At 61.9% G+C, this 16,781-nt stretch carries 15 protein-coding genes; 7 read left to right on the top strand and 8 right to left on the bottom strand.

Annotation, left to right across the window (positions count from 1 at the left end; all coding sequences use genetic code 11):
• Window positions 1–10: 10 nt before the first annotated feature.
• Together AC1RT4_RS02185 and AC1RT4_RS02180 are read right to left on the bottom strand one after the other, a co-directional pair.
• Window positions 11–1,294: a Zn-dependent hydrolase gene (locus tag AC1RT4_RS02185; protein ID WP_493083236.1), complete on the bottom strand. Its 1,284-nt coding sequence runs from the start codon at window positions 1,292–1,294 to the stop codon at window positions 11–13.
• Window positions 1,295–1,440: 146 nt separating this feature from the next.
• Entirely contained in the window at window positions 1,441–2,925 is a 1,485-nt protein-coding gene (locus AC1RT4_RS02180) for an NCS1 family nucleobase:cation symporter-1 (protein WP_221535586.1), read from the bottom strand.
• Between the two features lie 621 nt (window positions 2,926–3,546).
• Between AC1RT4_RS02180 and hydA the strand changes: the two genes are divergently transcribed.
• From hydA to preA, 3 genes are all read left to right on the top strand, one after another.
• On the top strand, window positions 3,547–4,986 hold the full coding sequence (gene hydA, locus AC1RT4_RS02175; protein WP_262195646.1) for a dihydropyrimidinase: 1,440 nt from the start codon (window positions 3,547–3,549) through the stop codon (window positions 4,984–4,986).
• A gap of 163 nt (window positions 4,987–5,149) precedes the next feature.
• The gene (locus tag AC1RT4_RS02170) at window positions 5,150–6,517 is read left to right on the top strand and encodes an NAD(P)-dependent oxidoreductase (protein ID WP_134023198.1); all 1,368 of its coding nucleotides are present in this window, start codon (window positions 5,150–5,152) and stop codon (window positions 6,515–6,517) included.
• Window positions 6,518–7,792, top strand: a complete 1,275-nt coding sequence (preA, locus tag AC1RT4_RS02165) for an NAD-dependent dihydropyrimidine dehydrogenase subunit PreA (protein ID WP_103385958.1) — start codon at window positions 6,518–6,520, stop codon at window positions 7,790–7,792.
• 70 nt (window positions 7,793–7,862) lie between these two features.
• On the opposite strand, the gene AC1RT4_RS02160 is transcribed toward preA, so the two are convergent.
• Entirely contained in the window at window positions 7,863–8,483 is a 621-nt protein-coding gene (locus tag AC1RT4_RS02160) for a TetR/AcrR family transcriptional regulator (RefSeq protein WP_007952885.1), read from the bottom strand.
• A gap of 146 nt (window positions 8,484–8,629) precedes the next feature.
• Here AC1RT4_RS02160 and AC1RT4_RS02155 point away from each other — a divergent pair, with 146 nt between their 5' ends.
• The 3 genes from AC1RT4_RS02155 to copD are packed head-to-tail and all read left to right on the top strand — an operon-like array spanning window position 8,630 to window position 10,335.
• Window positions 8,630–9,064 carry a GNAT family N-acetyltransferase gene (locus AC1RT4_RS02155; protein WP_493083232.1) on the top strand — a complete coding sequence of 145 codons (435 nt, stop codon included), beginning with the start codon at window positions 8,630–8,632 and terminating at the stop codon, window positions 9,062–9,064.
• A gap of 47 nt (window positions 9,065–9,111) precedes the next feature.
• The gene (copC, locus tag AC1RT4_RS02150; RefSeq protein ID WP_493083230.1) at window positions 9,112–9,474 is read left to right on the top strand and encodes a copper homeostasis periplasmic binding protein CopC; all 363 of its coding nucleotides are present in this window, start codon (window positions 9,112–9,114) and stop codon (window positions 9,472–9,474) included.
• Between the two features lie 3 nt (window positions 9,475–9,477).
• Window positions 9,478–10,335, top strand: coding sequence for a copper homeostasis membrane protein CopD (gene copD, locus AC1RT4_RS02145; RefSeq protein WP_493083228.1), 858 nt, complete (start codon window positions 9,478–9,480; stop codon window positions 10,333–10,335).
• A gap of 2 nt (window positions 10,336–10,337) precedes the next feature.
• Here copD and AC1RT4_RS02140 read toward each other — a convergent pair whose 3' ends face one another.
• The gene (locus AC1RT4_RS02140; RefSeq protein WP_007952890.1) at window positions 10,338–11,480 is read right to left on the bottom strand and encodes an HlyD family secretion protein; all 1,143 of its coding nucleotides are present in this window, start codon (window positions 11,478–11,480) and stop codon (window positions 10,338–10,340) included.
• Window positions 11,477–13,132: an MFS transporter gene (locus AC1RT4_RS02135; protein WP_007952891.1), complete on the bottom strand. Its 1,656-nt coding sequence runs from the start codon at window positions 13,130–13,132 to the stop codon at window positions 11,477–11,479. Before AC1RT4_RS02135 ends, AC1RT4_RS02140 begins: the two co-directional genes overlap by 4 nt.
• 196 nt (window positions 13,133–13,328) lie before the next feature.
• Between AC1RT4_RS02135 and AC1RT4_RS02130 the strand changes: the two genes are divergently transcribed.
• Window positions 13,329–14,279: a polysaccharide deacetylase family protein gene (locus AC1RT4_RS02130; RefSeq protein WP_493083225.1), complete on the top strand. Its 951-nt coding sequence runs from the start codon at window positions 13,329–13,331 to the stop codon at window positions 14,277–14,279.
• A gap of 47 nt (window positions 14,280–14,326) precedes the next feature.
• On the opposite strand, the gene AC1RT4_RS02125 is transcribed toward AC1RT4_RS02130, so the two are convergent.
• From AC1RT4_RS02125 to AC1RT4_RS02115, 3 genes are read right to left on the bottom strand one after another with little or no spacing between them, the layout of a single operon-like run.
• Window positions 14,327–15,127: a sulfite exporter TauE/SafE family protein gene (locus tag AC1RT4_RS02125; RefSeq protein WP_493083223.1), complete on the bottom strand. Its 801-nt coding sequence runs from the start codon at window positions 15,125–15,127 to the stop codon at window positions 14,327–14,329.
• Window positions 15,128–15,136: 9 nt separating this feature from the next.
• A complete protein-coding gene (locus AC1RT4_RS02120; RefSeq protein WP_493083221.1) occupies window positions 15,137–16,381 on the bottom strand; it encodes an NAD(P)/FAD-dependent oxidoreductase in 1,245 nt (414 codons plus the stop codon).
• 38 nt (window positions 16,382–16,419) lie between these two features.
• Window positions 16,420–16,758 (bottom strand): ArsR/SmtB family transcription factor, encoded by a 339-nt coding sequence (locus AC1RT4_RS02115; RefSeq protein WP_007952897.1) that lies wholly within the window; start codon window positions 16,756–16,758, stop codon window positions 16,420–16,422.
• Window positions 16,759–16,781 lie beyond the last annotated feature (23 nt).

The following is a 16,781-nucleotide window of genomic DNA, read 5'->3' as shown; positions in this document are numbered from 1 at the left end:
TTAATGAACCTCAGGCAGCGCGTTGTCCCCCGGCCACCGCCGCCGAAGCCGCCAGCATCGCCCGCAGCAACACCGCACACCCGGCCGCCAGATCGTCCGGCGCGGCGTTTTCGATTTCGTTGTGGCTGATGCCGCCTTCGCACGGCACGAAGATCATCCCGGCCGGGCCGAGTTCGGCGAGGAAAATCGCGTCGTGGCCGGCGCCGCTGACGATGTCCATGTGCGACAGGCCCAGACCTTTGGCGGCGCCGCGTACCGCTTCGACACAGCCTTTTTCGAAGTACAGCGGCGGGAAGTCGGCGGTCGGGGTCAGTTCATAGGTCAGGCCGTGCTCTTCGCAGGTGGCTTCGATGACTTGCTTCACCTCGGCGATCATCGAGTCGAGGCGTGCCGGTTCCAGATGCCGGAAGTCGAGGGTCATGCGCACCTCGCCGGGGATGACGTTGCGCGAGCCGGGATAGGCTTGCAGGCAACCGACCGTGCCGCAGGCGTGAGGTTGGTGCCCGAGCGCCGCGCGATTGACCGCGCCGACGATCACCGAGGCACCGACCAGCGCGTCCTTGCGCAAGTGCATCGGGGTCGGGCCGGCGTGGGCTTCGACGCCGCGCAGTTTCAGGTCGAACCACTTCTGCCCCAGCGCGCCGAGCACTACGCCGATGGTTTTCTGTTCATCCTCAAGAATCGGGCCTTGTTCGATGTGTGCCTCGAAATAGGCGCCAACCTTGTGCCCACTGACTTTGCGCGGCCCGGCGTAGCCGATGGCGTTCAGTGCTTCGCCGACCGTGACGCCGTCGGCATCGACCTTGGCCAGGGTTTCTTCGAGGGTGAATTTTTCCGCGAACACGCCGGAGCCCATCATGCACGGGGCGAAGCGCGAGCCTTCTTCGTTGGTCCAGACCACCACTTCCAGCGGTGCCTCGGTTTCCACGCCGAGGTCGTTGAGGGTGCGCAGCACTTCGACCCCGGCCAGCACGCCGAAGCAGCCGTCGAACTTGCCGCCGGTGGGCTGGGTGTCGATGTGGCTGCCGGTCATCACCGGCGGCAGGTTCGGGTTGCGGCCGGGGCGACGGGCGAAGATGTTGCCGACTTCATCGACCGTGACGCTGCAACCGGCGTCCTTGCACCACTGCGCGAACAGGTCGCGGGCCTGGCGGTCGAGGTCGGTCAGGGCCAGGCGACAGACCCCGCCCTTGACCGTGGCGCCGAGCTTGGCCAGCTCCATAAGCGACGCCCACAAGCGGTCGCGGTTGATGTGCTGATGGGTCGATTGCAGAACGTCTACGGCTGCGTTCATGGGGATCTCCTCAGGCAGTTTTCTTATGGATATCGATAGTTCCCACGCTCTGCGTGGGAATTCATCCATGGACGCTCTGCGTCCGCTGTGGGGACGCGGAGCGTCCCGGGCTGCATTCCCACGCAGAGCGTGGGAACGATCATCTGCTACACCGGTGATTTCACTACCGAAGGCTGCGCACGCATCGCGCACAACCCGTAATAGATCAACCCGCCCAGCGCCGAGCCGGTGAACCAGCCGTAGCTGTAGAACCAGCTGAATGCGCTGCTGCCCAGCGACAACAAGGTCAGCACCACCGGCACGCCGAACGCGATGAACCCGGACCAGTTCCACGCCGGGTACACGTCGTCGCGGTACAGGCCAGCCAGGTCCAGTTGCTGTTTCTTGATCAGGAAATAGTCCACCACCATGATCCCGGCGATCGGCCCGAGCAGGCTGGAATAGCCCAGCAGCCAGTTCGAATACACGGTTTCCAGGCTGACATCGGAGACGATCAACCCAAGCTTTTTCAGCAATTCATGGCCCATCAACGCCAGCCCGACGAACCCGGTGAGGATCACCGCTTTGGTACGGTTGATGACCTTGGGCGCGATGTTCTGGAAGTCGTTGGTCGGCGAAACGATGTTGGCAGCGGTGTTGGTCGACAGCGTGGCGATGATGATCAGTGCCATGGCCACCGCGACCCACACCGGGCTCTGGATGTGGCCGATCAGCGTCACCGGATCGGAGACGCTGACGCCCACCAGTTTCACCGACGCGGCGGTCATCACCACACCCAGTGCGGCGAACAGGAACATGGTCAGCGGCAGGCCGAAAATCTGCCCGAGGATCTGATCCTTCTGGCTGCGGGCATAACGGCTGAAATCGGGAATGTTCAACGACAATGTGGCCCAGAAACCGACCATCGCCGTCAGCCCGGCGGCGAAGTAACTGACCACGCTCGCGCCCTCGGGACGCTTCGGCGGAATCGCCAGCAGTTCGGTCATCGACACATTGGGCATGGCCCACACCAGCAACCCGATGCCGACCGCCACCAGCAGCGGCGCCGACAGGGTTTCCAGCCATTTGATCGACTCGGCGCCACGGATCACCACCCACAGGTTCAGCGCCCAAAAGATCATGAAACCGATCACCTCCCCCGTCCCGCCGAGGGATTTCCAGCCCTCGAACACCGAGCCGAGAAACAGGTGAATCGCCAGCCCGCCAAACATGGTCTGGATGCCGAACCAGCCGCACGCCACCAGCGCCCGGATCAGGCACGGCACGTTGGAGCCGAGAATTCCGAACGACGAGCGCAGCAATACCGGAAACGGAATCCCGTACTTGGTGCCGGGAAACGCGTTGAGCGTAAGAGGAATCAGGACGATGACGTTGGCAAACAGAATCGCCAGCAAGGCCTCGCCGACGCTCAGGCCGAAATACGCGGTGAGTACGCCGCCGAGGGTGTAGGTCGGCACGCAGATCGACATGCCGACCCACAGCGCGGTGATGTGCCATTTGTTCCAGGTTCGTTCGCGCACCTTGGTCGGTGCCATGTCGTGGTTGTAACGGGGACTGTCGAGGACGTCGCTGCCGGCTTCGAGTTCGAACAAGCCGTCGCGCTCGGTCACTTGCGATCTGTTCTGTTGCATGGCCGCTCCACTGTTCTTCTGATTATTTTTTTGCTCATCAGACGGCTGCACACGCAGGTGCGAGCCGGACGATGGCCGGAGGAACTGACAACTTTCATGCACCGGCCATGGTGTCAGCGGCGGCATCAATAAACGTGCCGGGTGCCCCGCTTTCGCATCGGGCCGTGCTTCTATTTTTTTTGTAACCGACTGATGTTTATCAGTTTTAATTATTCACCTTGTGAGGCCGCGAAAACTTGACTGAACACTCAGGCTAAATGCCAGGCAAGTTGTCCGAACTGTCAGGACTCAATCTGGTGCACTGCATTATTTTTCTTCAGGACGCCTCACTCTCCGCTCAACTTCAAGCGGCTGATTTCACATAGGAAATCTTGCTCATATTTCCAACCTGTCAAGTGCGTCAAAATGGTGAAGCGCCTCACCATTTTGGTGATTTTGTATTTTATCGTTATTTTTCAATAATTTAAAACAGTCATAAGCTTATAAAAAATAATCTTGATCAATTGCATAACTGCGACTAGCGTCTATTCCTGACAGCGCTGACAAGATTACGCATTTGGTGCTGCAAACAATAAAACACTAGAACCGGCACAAGTCGGTCATGCCTGCGAGGAACTCGGAATGTCTCTGTTGATCCGTGGCGCCACCGTTGTTACCCATGATGAAAGTTACCGCGCCGATGTCTATTGCGCTGACGGCGTGATCAAAGCCATTGGTGAAAACCTGGATGTTCCCGCCGGCGCCGAAGTGCTCGACGGCAGCGGCCAGTACCTGATGCCCGGCGGTATCGATCCGCACACCCACATGCAACTCCCGTTCATGGGCACCGTGGCCAGCGAAGACTTCTACAGCGGCACCGCCGCAGGCCTGGCCGGCGGAACCACCTCGATCATCGATTTCGTGATTCCCAATCCGCAGCAATCGCTGCTCGAAGCGTTTCACCAGTGGCGTGGTTGGGCAGAAAAGTCCGCGTCCGACTACGGTTTCCATGTCGCGATCACCTGGTGGAGCGAGCAGGTGCGTGAGGAAATGGCCGAGCTGGTCAGCCATCACGGGATCAACAGCTTCAAGCATTTCATGGCCTACAAGAACGCGATCATGGCAGCCGACGACACGCTGGTGGCGAGCTTCGAGCGCTGCCTGGAACTCGGCGCGGTGCCGACCGTGCACGCGGAAAACGGCGAGCTGGTCTATCACCTGCAACGCAAGTTGATGGCCCAGGGCATCACCGGGCCGGAAGCGCATCCGCTGTCGCGGCCTTCACAAGTCGAAGGTGAAGCCGCGAGCCGGGCGATCCGTATCGCTGAAACCATCGGCACGCCGCTGTACCTGGTGCACGTTTCGACCAAGGAAGCCCTCGACGAAATCACCTATGCCCGCAGCAAGGGCCAACCGGTCTACGGCGAAGTGCTGGCCGGGCATCTGCTGCTGGACGACAGCGTCTACCAGCACCCGGACTGGCAGACCGCCGCCGGTTACGTGATGAGCCCGCCGTTCCGTCCGCGCGGGCATCAGGAGGCGCTGTGGCATGGCTTGCAGAGCGGAAATCTGCACACCACCGCCACCGATCATTGCTGTTTCTGCGCCGAGCAGAAAGCCGCCGGCCGTGACGATTTCAGCAAGATCCCCAACGGCACCGCCGGCATCGAAGACCGTATGGCAGTGTTGTGGGATGAAGGGGTGAACTCGGGACGTTTGTCGATGCAGGACTTCGTCGCCCTCACCTCCACCAACACTGCGAAAATCTTCAACCTCTACCCGCGCAAGGGCGCGATCCGCGTCGGCGCCGATGCCGACCTGGTGCTGTGGGATCCGCAAGGCACTCGCACCATCTCCGCCAAGACCCACCATCAGCAGGTGGACTTCAACATCTTCGAAGGCAAGACCGTGACCGGCGTACCGAGCCATACCGTCAGCCAGGGCCGGGTGGTCTGGGCCGATGGCGACCTGCGCGCCGAGCGTGGGGCGGGCCGGTATATCGAACGGCCGGCGTATCCGGCGGTGTTTGATTTGCTGAGCAAGCGGGCGGAATTGCACAGGCCTGTGGCCGTCAAGCGCTGATCCCCGATCGTTCCCACGCTCTGCGTGGGAATGCAGCCCGTGACGCTCCGCGTCACTGGACGCGGAGCGTCCCTTGAGGCATTCCCACGCGGAGCGTGGGAACGATCAAAAACCACTGCCCGACAGAGGCAGAAAACCTCAATTAACCGTGAGGCAAAAAACCGTGATCGAGACCCTGAACCATCTCCCGCACCCGCACGAAAGTGCGGCCGCCCTCGCCGGCCATTTCACCGATCTGGCGCCGCCGCTCAACGACCGTCAGGCGCATCTGGAAGCCTCGCGCTGCCTGTATTGCTACGACGCGCCGTGCGTGAATGCGTGCCCGAGCGAGATCGACATTCCGTCGTTCATCCGCAACATCCATCAGGACAACGTGCCCGGTGCGGCGCAGAAAATCCTTTCGGCGAACATCCTCGGCGGCAGCTGCGCGCGGGTCTGTCCGACCGAGATCCTCTGCCAGCAAGCCTGCGTGCGCAACAACGCCCACGAATGCGCGCCGGTGCTGATCGGCCTGCTGCAGCGCTACGCCGTGGACAACGCGCACTTCACCGAGCACCCTTTCCAGCGTGCCGCTGCTACCGGCAAACGCATCGCGGTGGTCGGTGCCGGCCCGGCGGGTCTGTCCTGTGCCCATCGCAGTGCGATGCACGGTCACGACGTGGTGATTTTCGAAGCGCGGGAGAAGGCTGGCGGGCTCAACGAATACGGAATCGCCAAGTACAAACTGGTCGACGACTACGCGCAGAAGGAACTGGATTTCCTCCTGCAAATCGGCGGCATCGAAATCCGTCACGGCCAGAAACTCGGTGAGAATCTGACCCTCAGCGAACTGCATCAGCAGTTCGACGCGGTGTTCCTCGGCCTCGGCCTGAACGCCAGCAAGCAACTCGGCCTGGCCCATGAAGACGCGCCCGGCCTGCTCGCCGCCACCGACTACATCCGCGAACTGCGCCAGGCCGATGACCTGTCGCAACTGCCGTTGGCTGAACACTGCATCGTCCTCGGCGCCGGCAACACCGCCATCGACATGGCCGTGCAAATGGCCCGCCTCGGTGCGCGCGACGTCAATCTGGTCTATCGCCGTGGCGCCGCGGACATGGGCGCCACCGGCCATGAACAGGACATCGCCAAAGCCAATCAGGTGCGACTGCTCACCTGGGCGCAACCGGACGAAGTGCTGCTCGACGCTCAGGGCAAGGTGCGCGGCATGCGCTTCGCCCGTACCCATCTGGTGGACGGTCGCCTGCAAACCACTGGCGAAACGTTCGAGCTGGCCGCCGATGCGATCTTCAAAGCCATCGGCCAGGCCTTCGACGGCAGCGCCCTCGCCGACCCGCTGGCCCGCGAACTCAAGCGTCAGGGCGAACGCATCCAGGTCGATGAAAACCTGCGCACCAGCATCCCCGGCGTGTATGCGGGCGGCGACTGCACCAGCCTCGATCAGGACCTGACCGTGCAAGCGGTGCAACACGGCAAGCGCGCCGCCGAGGCGATCAACGCTCAACTGATGCTTAATGTGGAGGCTGCGTAAATGGCCGATCTCTCGATTGTCTTCGCCGGAATCAAAGCCCCCAATCCGTTCTGGCTGGCCTCCGCGCCGCCAACCGACAAGGCCTACAACGTGGTGCGCGCCTTCGAGGCCGGCTGGGGCGGCGTGGTCTGGAAAACCCTGGGTGAAGACCCGGCGGCGGTCAACGTGTCGTCGCGCTACTCAGCGCATTACGGCGCCAACCGCGAAGTGCTGGGCATCAACAACATCGAACTGATCACCGACCGCTCGCTGGAAATCAACCTGCGGGAAATCACTCAGGTGAAGAAGGATTGGCCGGATCGCGCGCTGATCGTGTCGCTGATGGTGCCGTGCGTCGAAGAGTCGTGGAAACACATCCTGCCGCTGGTGGAAGCCACGGGCGCCGATGGCATCGAGTTGAATTTCGGTTGCCCCCACGGCATGCCCGAACGCGGGATGGGCGCGGCAGTCGGTCAGGTGCCGGAGTACGTCGAGCAGGTCACGCGCTGGTGCAAGACCTATTGCTCGCTGCCGGTGATCGTCAAGCTCACACCGAACATCACCGACATCCGCGTCGCCGCCCGCGCCGCACACCGGGGCGGCGCCGATGCGGTGTCGCTGATCAACACCATCAACTCGATCACCAGCGTCGACCTCGAACACATGGTCGCCCTGCCCACCGTCGGCAGCAAAAGCACTCACGGCGGATATTGTGGCTCGGCGGTCAAGCCGATCGCGCTGAACATGGTCGCGGAAATCGCCCGCGACCCGCAGACCCAGGGCCTGCCGATCTGCGGCATTGGCGGTATTGGCAGCTGGCGCGATGCGGCGGAGTTCATCGCACTGGGCAGCGGCGCGGTGCAGGTGTGCACAGCGGCGATGCTGCATGGTTTCCGGATTGTCGATGAGATGAAGGATGGTTTGTCGCGGTGGATGGACAGTCAGGGTTACGCCAGCATCGCCGAGTTCTCCGGGCGCGCGGTGGGCAATACCACGGACTGGAAGTACCTGGACATCAACTATCAGGTGATCGCGAAGATTGATCAGGAGGCGTGCATCGGTTGCGGGCGCTGCCACATTGCCTGCGAAGACACTTCACACCAGGCGATCAGCAGTCTGAAACAGGCCGATGGCACGCATCAATATGAAGTGATCGATGATGAGTGTGTGGGGTGCAATCTGTGTCAGATCACTTGTCCGGTGGCGGATTGCATCGAAATGGTGCCGATGGAGACAGGGAAGCCGTTTCTGGACTGGAATCATGATCCGCGCAATCCCTACCATGTCTCACCTTGAGGCATGCGGCGTCTGAGGTGACGCCTTCGCGGGCAAGCCCGCGAAGGGGTCGGCAGTCACAACACATGGCTCAAGGCTCTAATCCAATCCCCCGCAAAATCACGCTAGTCACCGTCTGCACCGCCCGCTCGAACTGCATGTCCGACAACGGCTGATGCTCATTCAAAATATTCACCTGATGATCAAAGTCGGCATAGTGCTGCGTCGACGCCCAGATCATGTACAACAAACTCGACGGCTCCACCGGCAGAATCCGCTTGTCCTCCACCCACTGCCGGATCTTCGCCTCCTTCATCTTCGCCCAGTCATACAGGCTCACATCCAGCGCCTCGCCGAGGGTCGGGGCGCCGTGGATGATTTCGTTGGCCCAGACTTTCGAGCCATAGGGCCGGCTGCGCGAGTGGTTCATCTTGGCGCGGATGTAGCTGCTGAGCACCACGCGCGGATCGTCGAACATCTCGAAGCACAGCGCGTCCTGCTTCCACACTTCCAGCAGGTCGAACAGCACCGCGCTGTACAGCTCGCTCTTGGTCGAAAAGTAATAATGCAGATTGGATCGCGGCAGCTGCACTTCAGCAGCAATATCCGCCATGGCGGTGCCGCCGAAACCTTTTTCGGCGAAGACTTTTTCCGCCGCCAGCAGGATCTTGTCGACGTTGGTGCGGCGGATTTCGATCTTGTGATTGCCCATGAGGGCTCCCTGAAGACAACGTTGTTGAAGACTAGCATCCGCTCTGGGCAAGGGGCGACAGCCGAGAACGATTCTTCACACACTTGGGCTTTTTTCTGGTTTAGGATCGCCCTCCTTCTCCCCGTCAGACACTGAAGGATCTGTCCATGACCATTCGAAAGCGCATCGCTGCGGATGATCCGCAGCTCGCCGCACTGTGGGAGCGCTCGGTCCGCGCCACCCACGATTTTCTCCCGGAAGACGACATTCACCGGCTGTTCCCGCTGGTGCGTGACACCTACCTGCCTGCCCTGAATGTGCAGGTTTTCGAGAACCCCGATCACTCCCTGGCAGGCTTCATCGCCACCGACGACGACACCGTGCAGATGCTGTTCATCGACCCGGCGTTTCGTGGCCAGGGCATCGGCCGACGTTTGCTCGACCACGTCCGCCGCCCGCTGCTGAAGGTCGACGTCAACGAACAGAACCCGCAGGCCCACGGCTTCTACCGGCACTACGGATTCGAAGACATCGGCCGCTCGGCGCTCGACGGCGAAGGCCGGCCCTTCCCGGTCATTCACATGCGCCTGAAAGCCCTGTGATCCACGTTCTATACTCAGCCCGCCATTTCACTGAAAGGAATCTTTCCATGTCGATGAAAAAACTGTTCACCGCTGGCGCGCTGCTGGCTTCGCTGGTTGTCACTTCCCAGGCGTTCGCCCACGCCCATCTGAAAAGCCAGACGCCGGCTGCCGACAGCACCGTCGCGGCACCGGCGGATCTGCGTCTGGTGTTTTCCGAAGGCGTCGAAGCCAGCTTCACCAAAGTCACCGTGATCCATGACGGCAAGCCGGTGGCGGTCAAACCGTTGACCACCGAAGGCGACAAGAAAACCCTGATCGTTACCCCCGAAGCACCGCTGACCGCTGGCGAATACAAGGTCGAATGGCACGCGGTGTCGGTCGACACGCACAAAAGCGAAGGCGCCTATCAGTTCAAGGTTGGCCAGTAATTCATGAGTGAAGCGCTGGTGCTGTGCCGGTTTCTGCATTTCATCGTGGTGTTGATGCTGTTCGGGGCCTGGCTGTTCCGCCCCTTGCTGCTCAAGGGTGAAGCGCCGGCGCTGGATCGGCACCTCGCGCGGCTGGCTCGCTGGCTGGCGGCGATTGCCCTGGCCAGCGGCGTCACTTGGGCGTTGCTGATTACCGCCAGCATGGCGGGTTCGGCGGCTGCCGCGTTTGATCCGGCCACCGTCGAACTGGTCCTCGGTCATACGTTTTTCGGTCAGGTCTGGCGCTGGCATCTGCTGATCAATGCGCTGTTGCTGGCGTTGCTGTTTACGCCGTGGCGTTCGAACCGGTCATTGCGGCTGGGTCTGAGCGCGGTGCTGCTGATGACGCTCGCGCCGGTTGGTCACGGCGCGATGCTCGATGGCTTCAGCGGGCAGATGCTGATCCTCAATCAAGTCATTCACCTGACTTGCGTCGGCGCGTGGCTCGGCGGGCTGCTGATGCTGGTAATGATCCTGCGCCAACGTCACGAAGACATGCGCGAAGTCTTGCGGCGATTCAGCGGTCTCGGTTACGGGCTGGTCGCCGGCCTGCTGATCACCGGGTTGATCAACGTACGCGTCCTCACCGGCCAATGGTGGCCGACGCCGTTGTTCTCGGGGTTCGCCCTGATCCTGTTGATCAAGGCGCTGCTGGTGTTCGGCATGCTTGCACTGGCGCTGTTCAATCGCCTGCGGATCAACGAGTGCGAACAGCGGATCGACACCCTCAAGCGCAGCGTCATGCTCGAATGGCTGCTGGGGATCGGCGCCGTGGCGGCGGTTTCCGTGCTCGGCACCCTGCCGCCGATGATCGCCGCCTGAGGTCAGTGTTTCTGGGTGTCGCCCGCCGCCGTATCAATGCTGACCACCACTGACATCCCCGGCCGCAAACGCTCGCTCTCCTGCTGATCCGGATCGATGGTGATGCGCACCGGCACCCGCTGGGCGATTTTCACGAAGTTGCCGGTGGCGTTGTCGGCCTGCAACAACGCGAATTCGGAACCGGTGCCCGGCGAGATGTGCTGCACATGGCCGGTGAATTTACGGTGGTTCAAGCCGTCGACGGTGAAGCTCGCCGGTTGCCCGACGCGCACATTGTCCATCTGGGTTTCCTTGAGGTTGGCGATCACCCATTTCTGGTTCGGCACCAGCGCCATCAACTGCGCCCCGGAGTTGACGTAGGCGCCGAGACGCACGCCGATCTGCCCCAGCTGACCGTCACGCGGAGCGATGATCCGGGTGTTGGACAAATCGATCCGAGCCAGTTGCACCGCGGCATCGGCGCTGGCCACCGCCGCTTCCAGCGAACCGCGATTGACGATCACCGTTTGCAGATCCTGCCGGGCGATTTCCAGATTGGCCTTCGCCTGCGCCACCGCTGCAATGCTTTGCGCGTTGGCGGCCAGCGCCACGTCCATCTCGCGCTTGGACACGGAGCCGTCATTGACCAGCGCCTTGTTGCGTCGCAGATCCGCCTCGCTTTTGCGCAGCTGCGCTTCGCTGTCGGCCACCACCGCCTGCCGCAACTTGATCGTCGCTTCGGCGCTGTTGCGCTGCTGCACCACGTTGGCCAGCGAGGCCTTCTGCACCGCCAGTTGCGCCAGCGACTGGTCGAGGCGTTGCTGATAGATGCGATCATCGAGACGCACCAGCAAATCCCCTTCCTTCACAAACTGGAAATCTTGCACCGGCACTTCAAACACATAACCGCTGAGCTGCGGGCCGATAATCGTCACCTGCCCGCGCACCAAGGCATTTTCAGTGGTCTCGACCGCGCTGCTGAACGGCGGCAACTGCCAGGCGTAGAGCACGATCAGCACGCCGACGATGGCAATTGCGGCAAAGCCCAGCGACGAGATGATCCGCACCCGCAACGAGCGCGGCTCGGTGTTCGGTGATGACGGCGGCGCCACGCCTTCAGGGGTGGCGGCGATGGCATTGGTGGTCGTGGTAGTGGGTTCGGTCATGAAGAAGTGGCACCGCTGGAAGGTACGGAAGGTGTCGGGGCGACGGCTCGGGTGGTGCTGATCAGCCACAGCGCACGGATGGAAATCCAGATCATGGTCAGGATCGCGATCACCGCGATCAGCATGAACACATCGTTATAGGCCAGCACGTTGGCTTCGCGGGTGGCGGCGTTGGCCAGACTGCGAATGCCTTGCAGGTTGCGCAGGCTCGGGTCGGCAATCAGCGAGCCGACCGCCGAACCACCGCTCTGCACCCGGGCGGCGACGCGTGGATCGGACATCACCAGTTGCTCGACGATATGACTGGAATGAAACTTCTCGCGCACGATCTGGAAGGTCCCCAGCAACGCCGCGCCGATCAGGCCGCCAAGGTTGTTGCAGATCCCGAACAACACCGAAAAACTCACGAGGTTGCGCGGATTGGTCAGCACGTTGCGCGTGCCCAGCACCATGGTCGGGCCGAGAAAGAAGGTACTGCCGAACGCCAGCAGGAACTGGCTGAAATACAGGTTGCCGGGGCGGGTCAGGTTGTTCGATGAGCTGTCCATGATCGAGCCGGTGGCCATCAACGCCAGCGAAACAATCAGCGGCATCAGCAGGTGTTTCGGGTCGATGGTCAGCGCACTGGTCAGCAACCCGGCGACGCTGCCGATCAGCATCACCACATACAGGCTATGAAGCTGCTGGCTGCTCATGTTCAGGTTTTGCATGAAGCCCACGGCGCCGGTGGATTGCTCCGAGGTCACCATGCGAATCAGGATCACCGCCAGCGCCAGACGGATCATCACCCCGCTGCCGAGCCAGCGGGTCATCAGCATCGGGTTGCTGCGGTTATGTTCGATGGCCAGCCCCGCGAGAATCAGGGCAATCGACGCGGCCAGGGCGATGCCGATCCAGTCGGCCTCCAGCCACCAGTCGATCCGGCCCAGGGACAACACGGCGCACAGCAGGGCCACGCCGCTGGCCAGGATCGCAAAGGTAAGAAAATCGAGAGGTTCGAAGGTCTTGAACCGGTCACCCGGCGGCAGTTTGAGCATCAGGACGCAGCCCAGCGACAGCAGCGCCATGCCCAATTCGAACAGGTACAGGCCGCGCCATTCGGCGATCTGCAAAAGGTCTTCGGAAAACAGCCGCGCCAGTGGCAAGGCCAGTTGCGAGGTGCCGAGGCCCAGCACCAACGCCTTCATCCGCCATTTGGCCGGGAACGCCTGCACCATGTAATACAGGCCCAACGAACTCAACGCCGCACCGACCATGCCGTGGGCCGCCCGCACGGCGATCGCCGAATTCAGGTCATTGACGAACAGATGGCCGAAGGTCACCAGCGCATACAGCACCAGAAACACCTCGGTAAACGCCCGCAGGCCGAACTGCTGGCGAAACTTCACCAGCAGCAGGTTCATCGACACGTTGGTCATCACATACGCCGCCGGCAGCCAGGCCATCTCCGCCGTGGTCGCCCCGAGCGCGCCTTGCAGGTAAGGCAGGTTGGCGACCACCAGCGAATTGCCCAACCCGCCGGTCAACGCCACCAGCAACCCGACCAGCGCATAGGCCAGGCGCTTGGGGTTGGAGTGCAGCGGCGTCGAGGGGGAACCGGGCAGACTGGGCTTCTCGTGCGGCTGCCAGTTGCGCGGGGCGTATTGGTTCATTGATCGGCCTTGTACGGTGATGGCTTGAGTGTGCCGTAAAACGGCAGCCAAACCCATATCCCTGTGGCTGCCTGCTCACACGGGTTTGGGGTGGATTCGTAAATTTTGTTTAAAAGTCATCTCGCCCGCAGCGGATTTTTCCCGGGCCTGGCGAATGCCAACCTTGCAGCACTTCTCAACCTGCAAGGTGCCCGATATGACCACTCCCCGCTGGCAACGCTCCCCGCGTCTGCTGAAAAACCTGCTGGCCGCCGCGCTGTTGCTGCCCGCCCTCGCCTTTGCCCAGGAACGCTCGTGGCCGGATGGCTCGCAACTGGTGATTTCGGTGTCGATGCAATTCGAAACCGGAGGCCAGCCCGAAGGTGCAGAAAGCCCGTTCTCCGGTACACCGCTGCCAAAAGGTTATCCGGACCTGCCGGCGCAGACCTGGTTCGATTACGGCTACAAGGAAGGCCTGTGGCGCATGCTCGACTTGTGGGATCGCACCGGCATCAAAGTCACCTCCCACGTGGTCGGCGAAGCGGCGGTCAAGCACCCGGAACTGGCCAAGGCGATCGCCGAGCGCGGCCATGAACTGGCAGCCCACGGCATGCGCTGGGCCGATTCGTACAACATGAACTACGCCCAGGAAAAACAGTTCATCGGCGACGGCGTTGCGGCGGTGGAGAAAATCACCGGTCAGCGCTCGGTCGGCTACAACGCCAACTGGCTGCGGCGCAGTCCCAATACGCTGAAGGTGCTGCAGGATCTGAATTTCACCTATCACATCGATGACGTCAGCCGCGACGAGCCGTTCGTGACCATGGTTCGCGGGCGCAAATTTGCCGTGGTGCCGTACACCCTGCGCAACAACGACATCGTGCTGGTCGAGGGCCGACACTTCTCCGCGGAGCAGTTCTACCAGCAACTGGTGCTGGAATTCGATCGCCTCTACGCCGAAGGCGCGAGCAAGCGGCGGATGATGTCGGTGAGTCTGCACGACCGCATCGGCGGCACACCGGCAATGGTCGAGGCCATGGAGCGTTTTATCCGTTACGCGCAGTCGCATCCAAAGGTGACATTCATGCGCAAGGATCAAATTGCCCAGATCGTCCTGACCGAGAAAAACCCGCTGATCGACAACACCGAGGCGGCGTACAACCAGTGACAAAAAAATCGCAGCCAGGGCTGCGATTTTTTTCTTTGCTTAACGGCTCACGCCCGCAGCAGCATGTAAGCCGCAACCACCAGGCACACACTGGCGAATCCCACCTGCAACGTCCTCGCCGGTACTCGCGCGCAGAGTTTGCGGCCGATCATCATGCCGACGATGCTGGCGACGATGAACGACGCGCCCAGATGGTCGATGCGCACCCCTGCATGGAACGCGCCGATCACCCCGATCGCGGAAATCAGGCTGATGACCATCAAGGACGTGGCAACGATGCCGCGCATCTGCACATCGGTCAGTTGCTTGAACGCCGGCACGATCAGAAACCCGCCGCCAACCCCCAGCAACCCGGACACCACGCCGGTGACCGCGCCGAGCGCCGCGAGGGTCGCGGTGCATTTGGCGGTCCAGTCGAAACGCCCCGTCTGCTCGTTGAGCATGCAATTTTTCTGGCCCCAACTGGCGTGGCCATGATCGCTCGGACCCTCCTGCTGGCGTTCGCGGCGCAGCATGCGCCACGCCACCATCACCATCAGCAGGCTGAACAGGATCATCAGGATCTTTTCCGGCAACTGATGGGCGAAGTAGATGCCCACCGGCGAAAACACCGCGCCGAGCGCCGCAATCAGCAGCGCCGCGCGGTAACGCACCAGACCATGGCGCAAGCCATCAATAGCGCCGACCGCCGCCGCGCTGCCGACGGCGAACAACGCCACCGGCGCCGCTTGCGTCATCGTCCAGCCCAGCCCGAGCACCAGCGCCGGCACGGCGAGAATCCCGCCGCCGGCCCCGGTCAGACCGAGGATCAATCCCATCACCACGCCAAACAGACTTGCCAGCAACATAGAGTGTTCTCAGTCGACCCTGGACAGGCTTGTCAGCCATTCGCGGCCCTTGAGCATGCCGCTCCAGTAGAACCACGGCAGCAGCGTCGCCTTCAGCCACCACGCGGAGCGGCGCGGCACGGTCGGATCGAGTGGAAAGGTCGGCAGCAACTTACCGCCATAGCCGAACTCGGCGAGGATCACCTTGCCTTTCTCCACCGTCAGCGGGCAGGAACCGTAGCCGTCGTACTTCAGCGGCAGCGCCAGTTCCTTGCGCAGGGCCAGCAGGTTTTCCGCCAACACCACGACCTGCTTGCGCACTGCTGCGGCGGTCTTCGCATTGGTGGTTCCGCAAATATCGCCCAGGGCAAACACTTCGGGATAACGCGGATGTTGCAGCGTGTGCGGGTTGACCTCGCACCAGCCGCCGGCGTCGGCCAGCGGACTTTGCGCGATGAAATCCGGCGAAACCTGCGGCGGAACGACATGCAGCAGATCGAAAGTTTTGGCCTGGCGGGTGACGTTGCCGTCCACATCCTTGACCTCGAACCAGGCGGTTTTTGCCGGGCCATCGACCTTCACCAGATTGGAATTGAACGCCAGCCGCGCGTTGTATTTCTCGATGTACTTCATCAGCGGCGGCACGAAGGTCGGCACACCGAACAGCGCGGCGCCGGCCAGATTGAACTCGACCTCGACCTTGCTCAGCACATTGCGCTTGAGCCAGTGATCGCAGGACAGGTACAGCGCCTTTTGCGGCGCGCCGGCGCACTTGATCGGGATCGGTGGCTGGGTGAACAGCGCTTTGCCGCCGCTCAGTTTCTGCACCTGATCCCAGGTGTATTGCGCGTGCTGATAGCTGTAGTTGGACGTGACGCCGTGCTGGCCGAGGCTTTCCTGAAGGCCTTCGATCTTCTCCCACGCCAGGCGCAGGCCGGGGCAGACAATCAAGTTCTGATAGGTGACCGTGCGTTGATCGTTGAGGGTGAGACGGCGCTGGTCGGGGTCGATGCCGGTCACTGCCGCCTGAATCCAGGTGGCCTGACGCGGCATCACTTTGTTCATTGGTCGGGCGGTGTCTTTGGCATCAAAGGCGCCACCGCCGACCAGCGTCCACGCCGGCTGGTAGTAATGCAGGGTGCTCGGCTCGATCAACGTGATTTTCAGGCCGGGATCGCGCTTGAGCAGGCTCGCGACAAAACCGATGCCGGCAGTGCCGCCGCCGATGACCACGATGTCCGCACTGATGGATGGGCCCCAGTGTTGATCGTTCATTGTTTGTTCCTTATGGCTGCACGCAAGGATAGCCGGGTCTATTGCGCCCAGCTTTTGAGCACGGCTCCGCAGTAGAGTCCGGAAAGGGTTTTCATCACCTGGATCACTTCGTGACTGGCGAGACCGTAAAAAATGTACTTGCCTTCACGACGGGTCGCGACCAGCCCTTCATCACGCAGGATGCCCAGTTGCTGGGACAGGGTCGGCTGACGCACGCCGGTCATTTTCTCCAGCTCGCCGACGTTGCGTTCGCCCTGGGTCAGCTGGCACAGGATCAACAGCCGATCCTCGTTGGCCAATGCCTTGAGCAACGAACAGGCCTTGGAGGCCGAGGCGCGCAGTTGGGCGACTTCACATTCGGTCAGACTGGATTGCATTTGCAGGATGCCTTCAACGTCAC

Source organism: Pseudomonas sp. GW821-FHT11D10, from assembly GCF_058808435.1.
Note: the sequence above shows the minus strand (reverse complement) of the source record. Positions and strands in the feature narration are given on the sequence as shown.

Bases quoted from the DNA above. Each gene is read 5' to 3' on its own strand.
- AC1RT4_RS02130 (WP_493083225.1), top strand. From the start codon at position 13,329: ATGACCACTCCCCGCTGGCAACGCTCCCCGCGTCTGCTGAAAAACCTG.
- AC1RT4_RS02155 (WP_493083232.1), top strand. From the start codon at position 8,630: ATGACCATTCGAAAGCGCATCGCTGCGGATGATCCGCAGCTCGCCGCA.
- AC1RT4_RS02115 (WP_007952897.1), bottom strand. From the start codon at position 16,758: ATGCAATCCAGTCTGACCGAATGTGAAGTCGCCCAACTGCGCGCCTCG.
- AC1RT4_RS02185 (WP_493083236.1), bottom strand. From the start codon at position 1,294: ATGAACGCAGCCGTAGACGTTCTGCAATCGACCCATCAGCACATCAAC.
- AC1RT4_RS02160 (WP_007952885.1), bottom strand. From the start codon at position 8,483: ATGGGCAATCACAAGATCGAAATCCGCCGCACCAACGTCGACAAGATC.
- AC1RT4_RS02140 (WP_007952890.1), bottom strand. From the start codon at position 11,480: ATGACCGAACCCACTACCACGACCACCAATGCCATCGCCGCCACCCCT.
- AC1RT4_RS02135 (WP_007952891.1), bottom strand. From the start codon at position 13,132: ATGAACCAATACGCCCCGCGCAACTGGCAGCCGCACGAGAAGCCCAGT.
- copD (WP_493083228.1), top strand. From the start codon at position 9,478: ATGAGTGAAGCGCTGGTGCTGTGCCGGTTTCTGCATTTCATCGTGGTG.
- AC1RT4_RS02120 (WP_493083221.1), bottom strand. From the start codon at position 16,381: ATGAACGATCAACACTGGGGCCCATCCATCAGTGCGGACATCGTGGTC.
- AC1RT4_RS02180 (WP_221535586.1), bottom strand. From the start codon at position 2,925: ATGCAACAGAACAGATCGCAAGTGACCGAGCGCGACGGCTTGTTCGAA.
- copC (WP_493083230.1), top strand. From the start codon at position 9,112: ATGTCGATGAAAAAACTGTTCACCGCTGGCGCGCTGCTGGCTTCGCTG.
- AC1RT4_RS02125 (WP_493083223.1), bottom strand. From the start codon at position 15,127: ATGTTGCTGGCAAGTCTGTTTGGCGTGGTGATGGGATTGATCCTCGGT.
- hydA (WP_262195646.1), top strand. From the start codon at position 3,547: ATGTCTCTGTTGATCCGTGGCGCCACCGTTGTTACCCATGATGAAAGT.
- preA (WP_103385958.1), top strand. From the start codon at position 6,518: ATGGCCGATCTCTCGATTGTCTTCGCCGGAATCAAAGCCCCCAATCCG.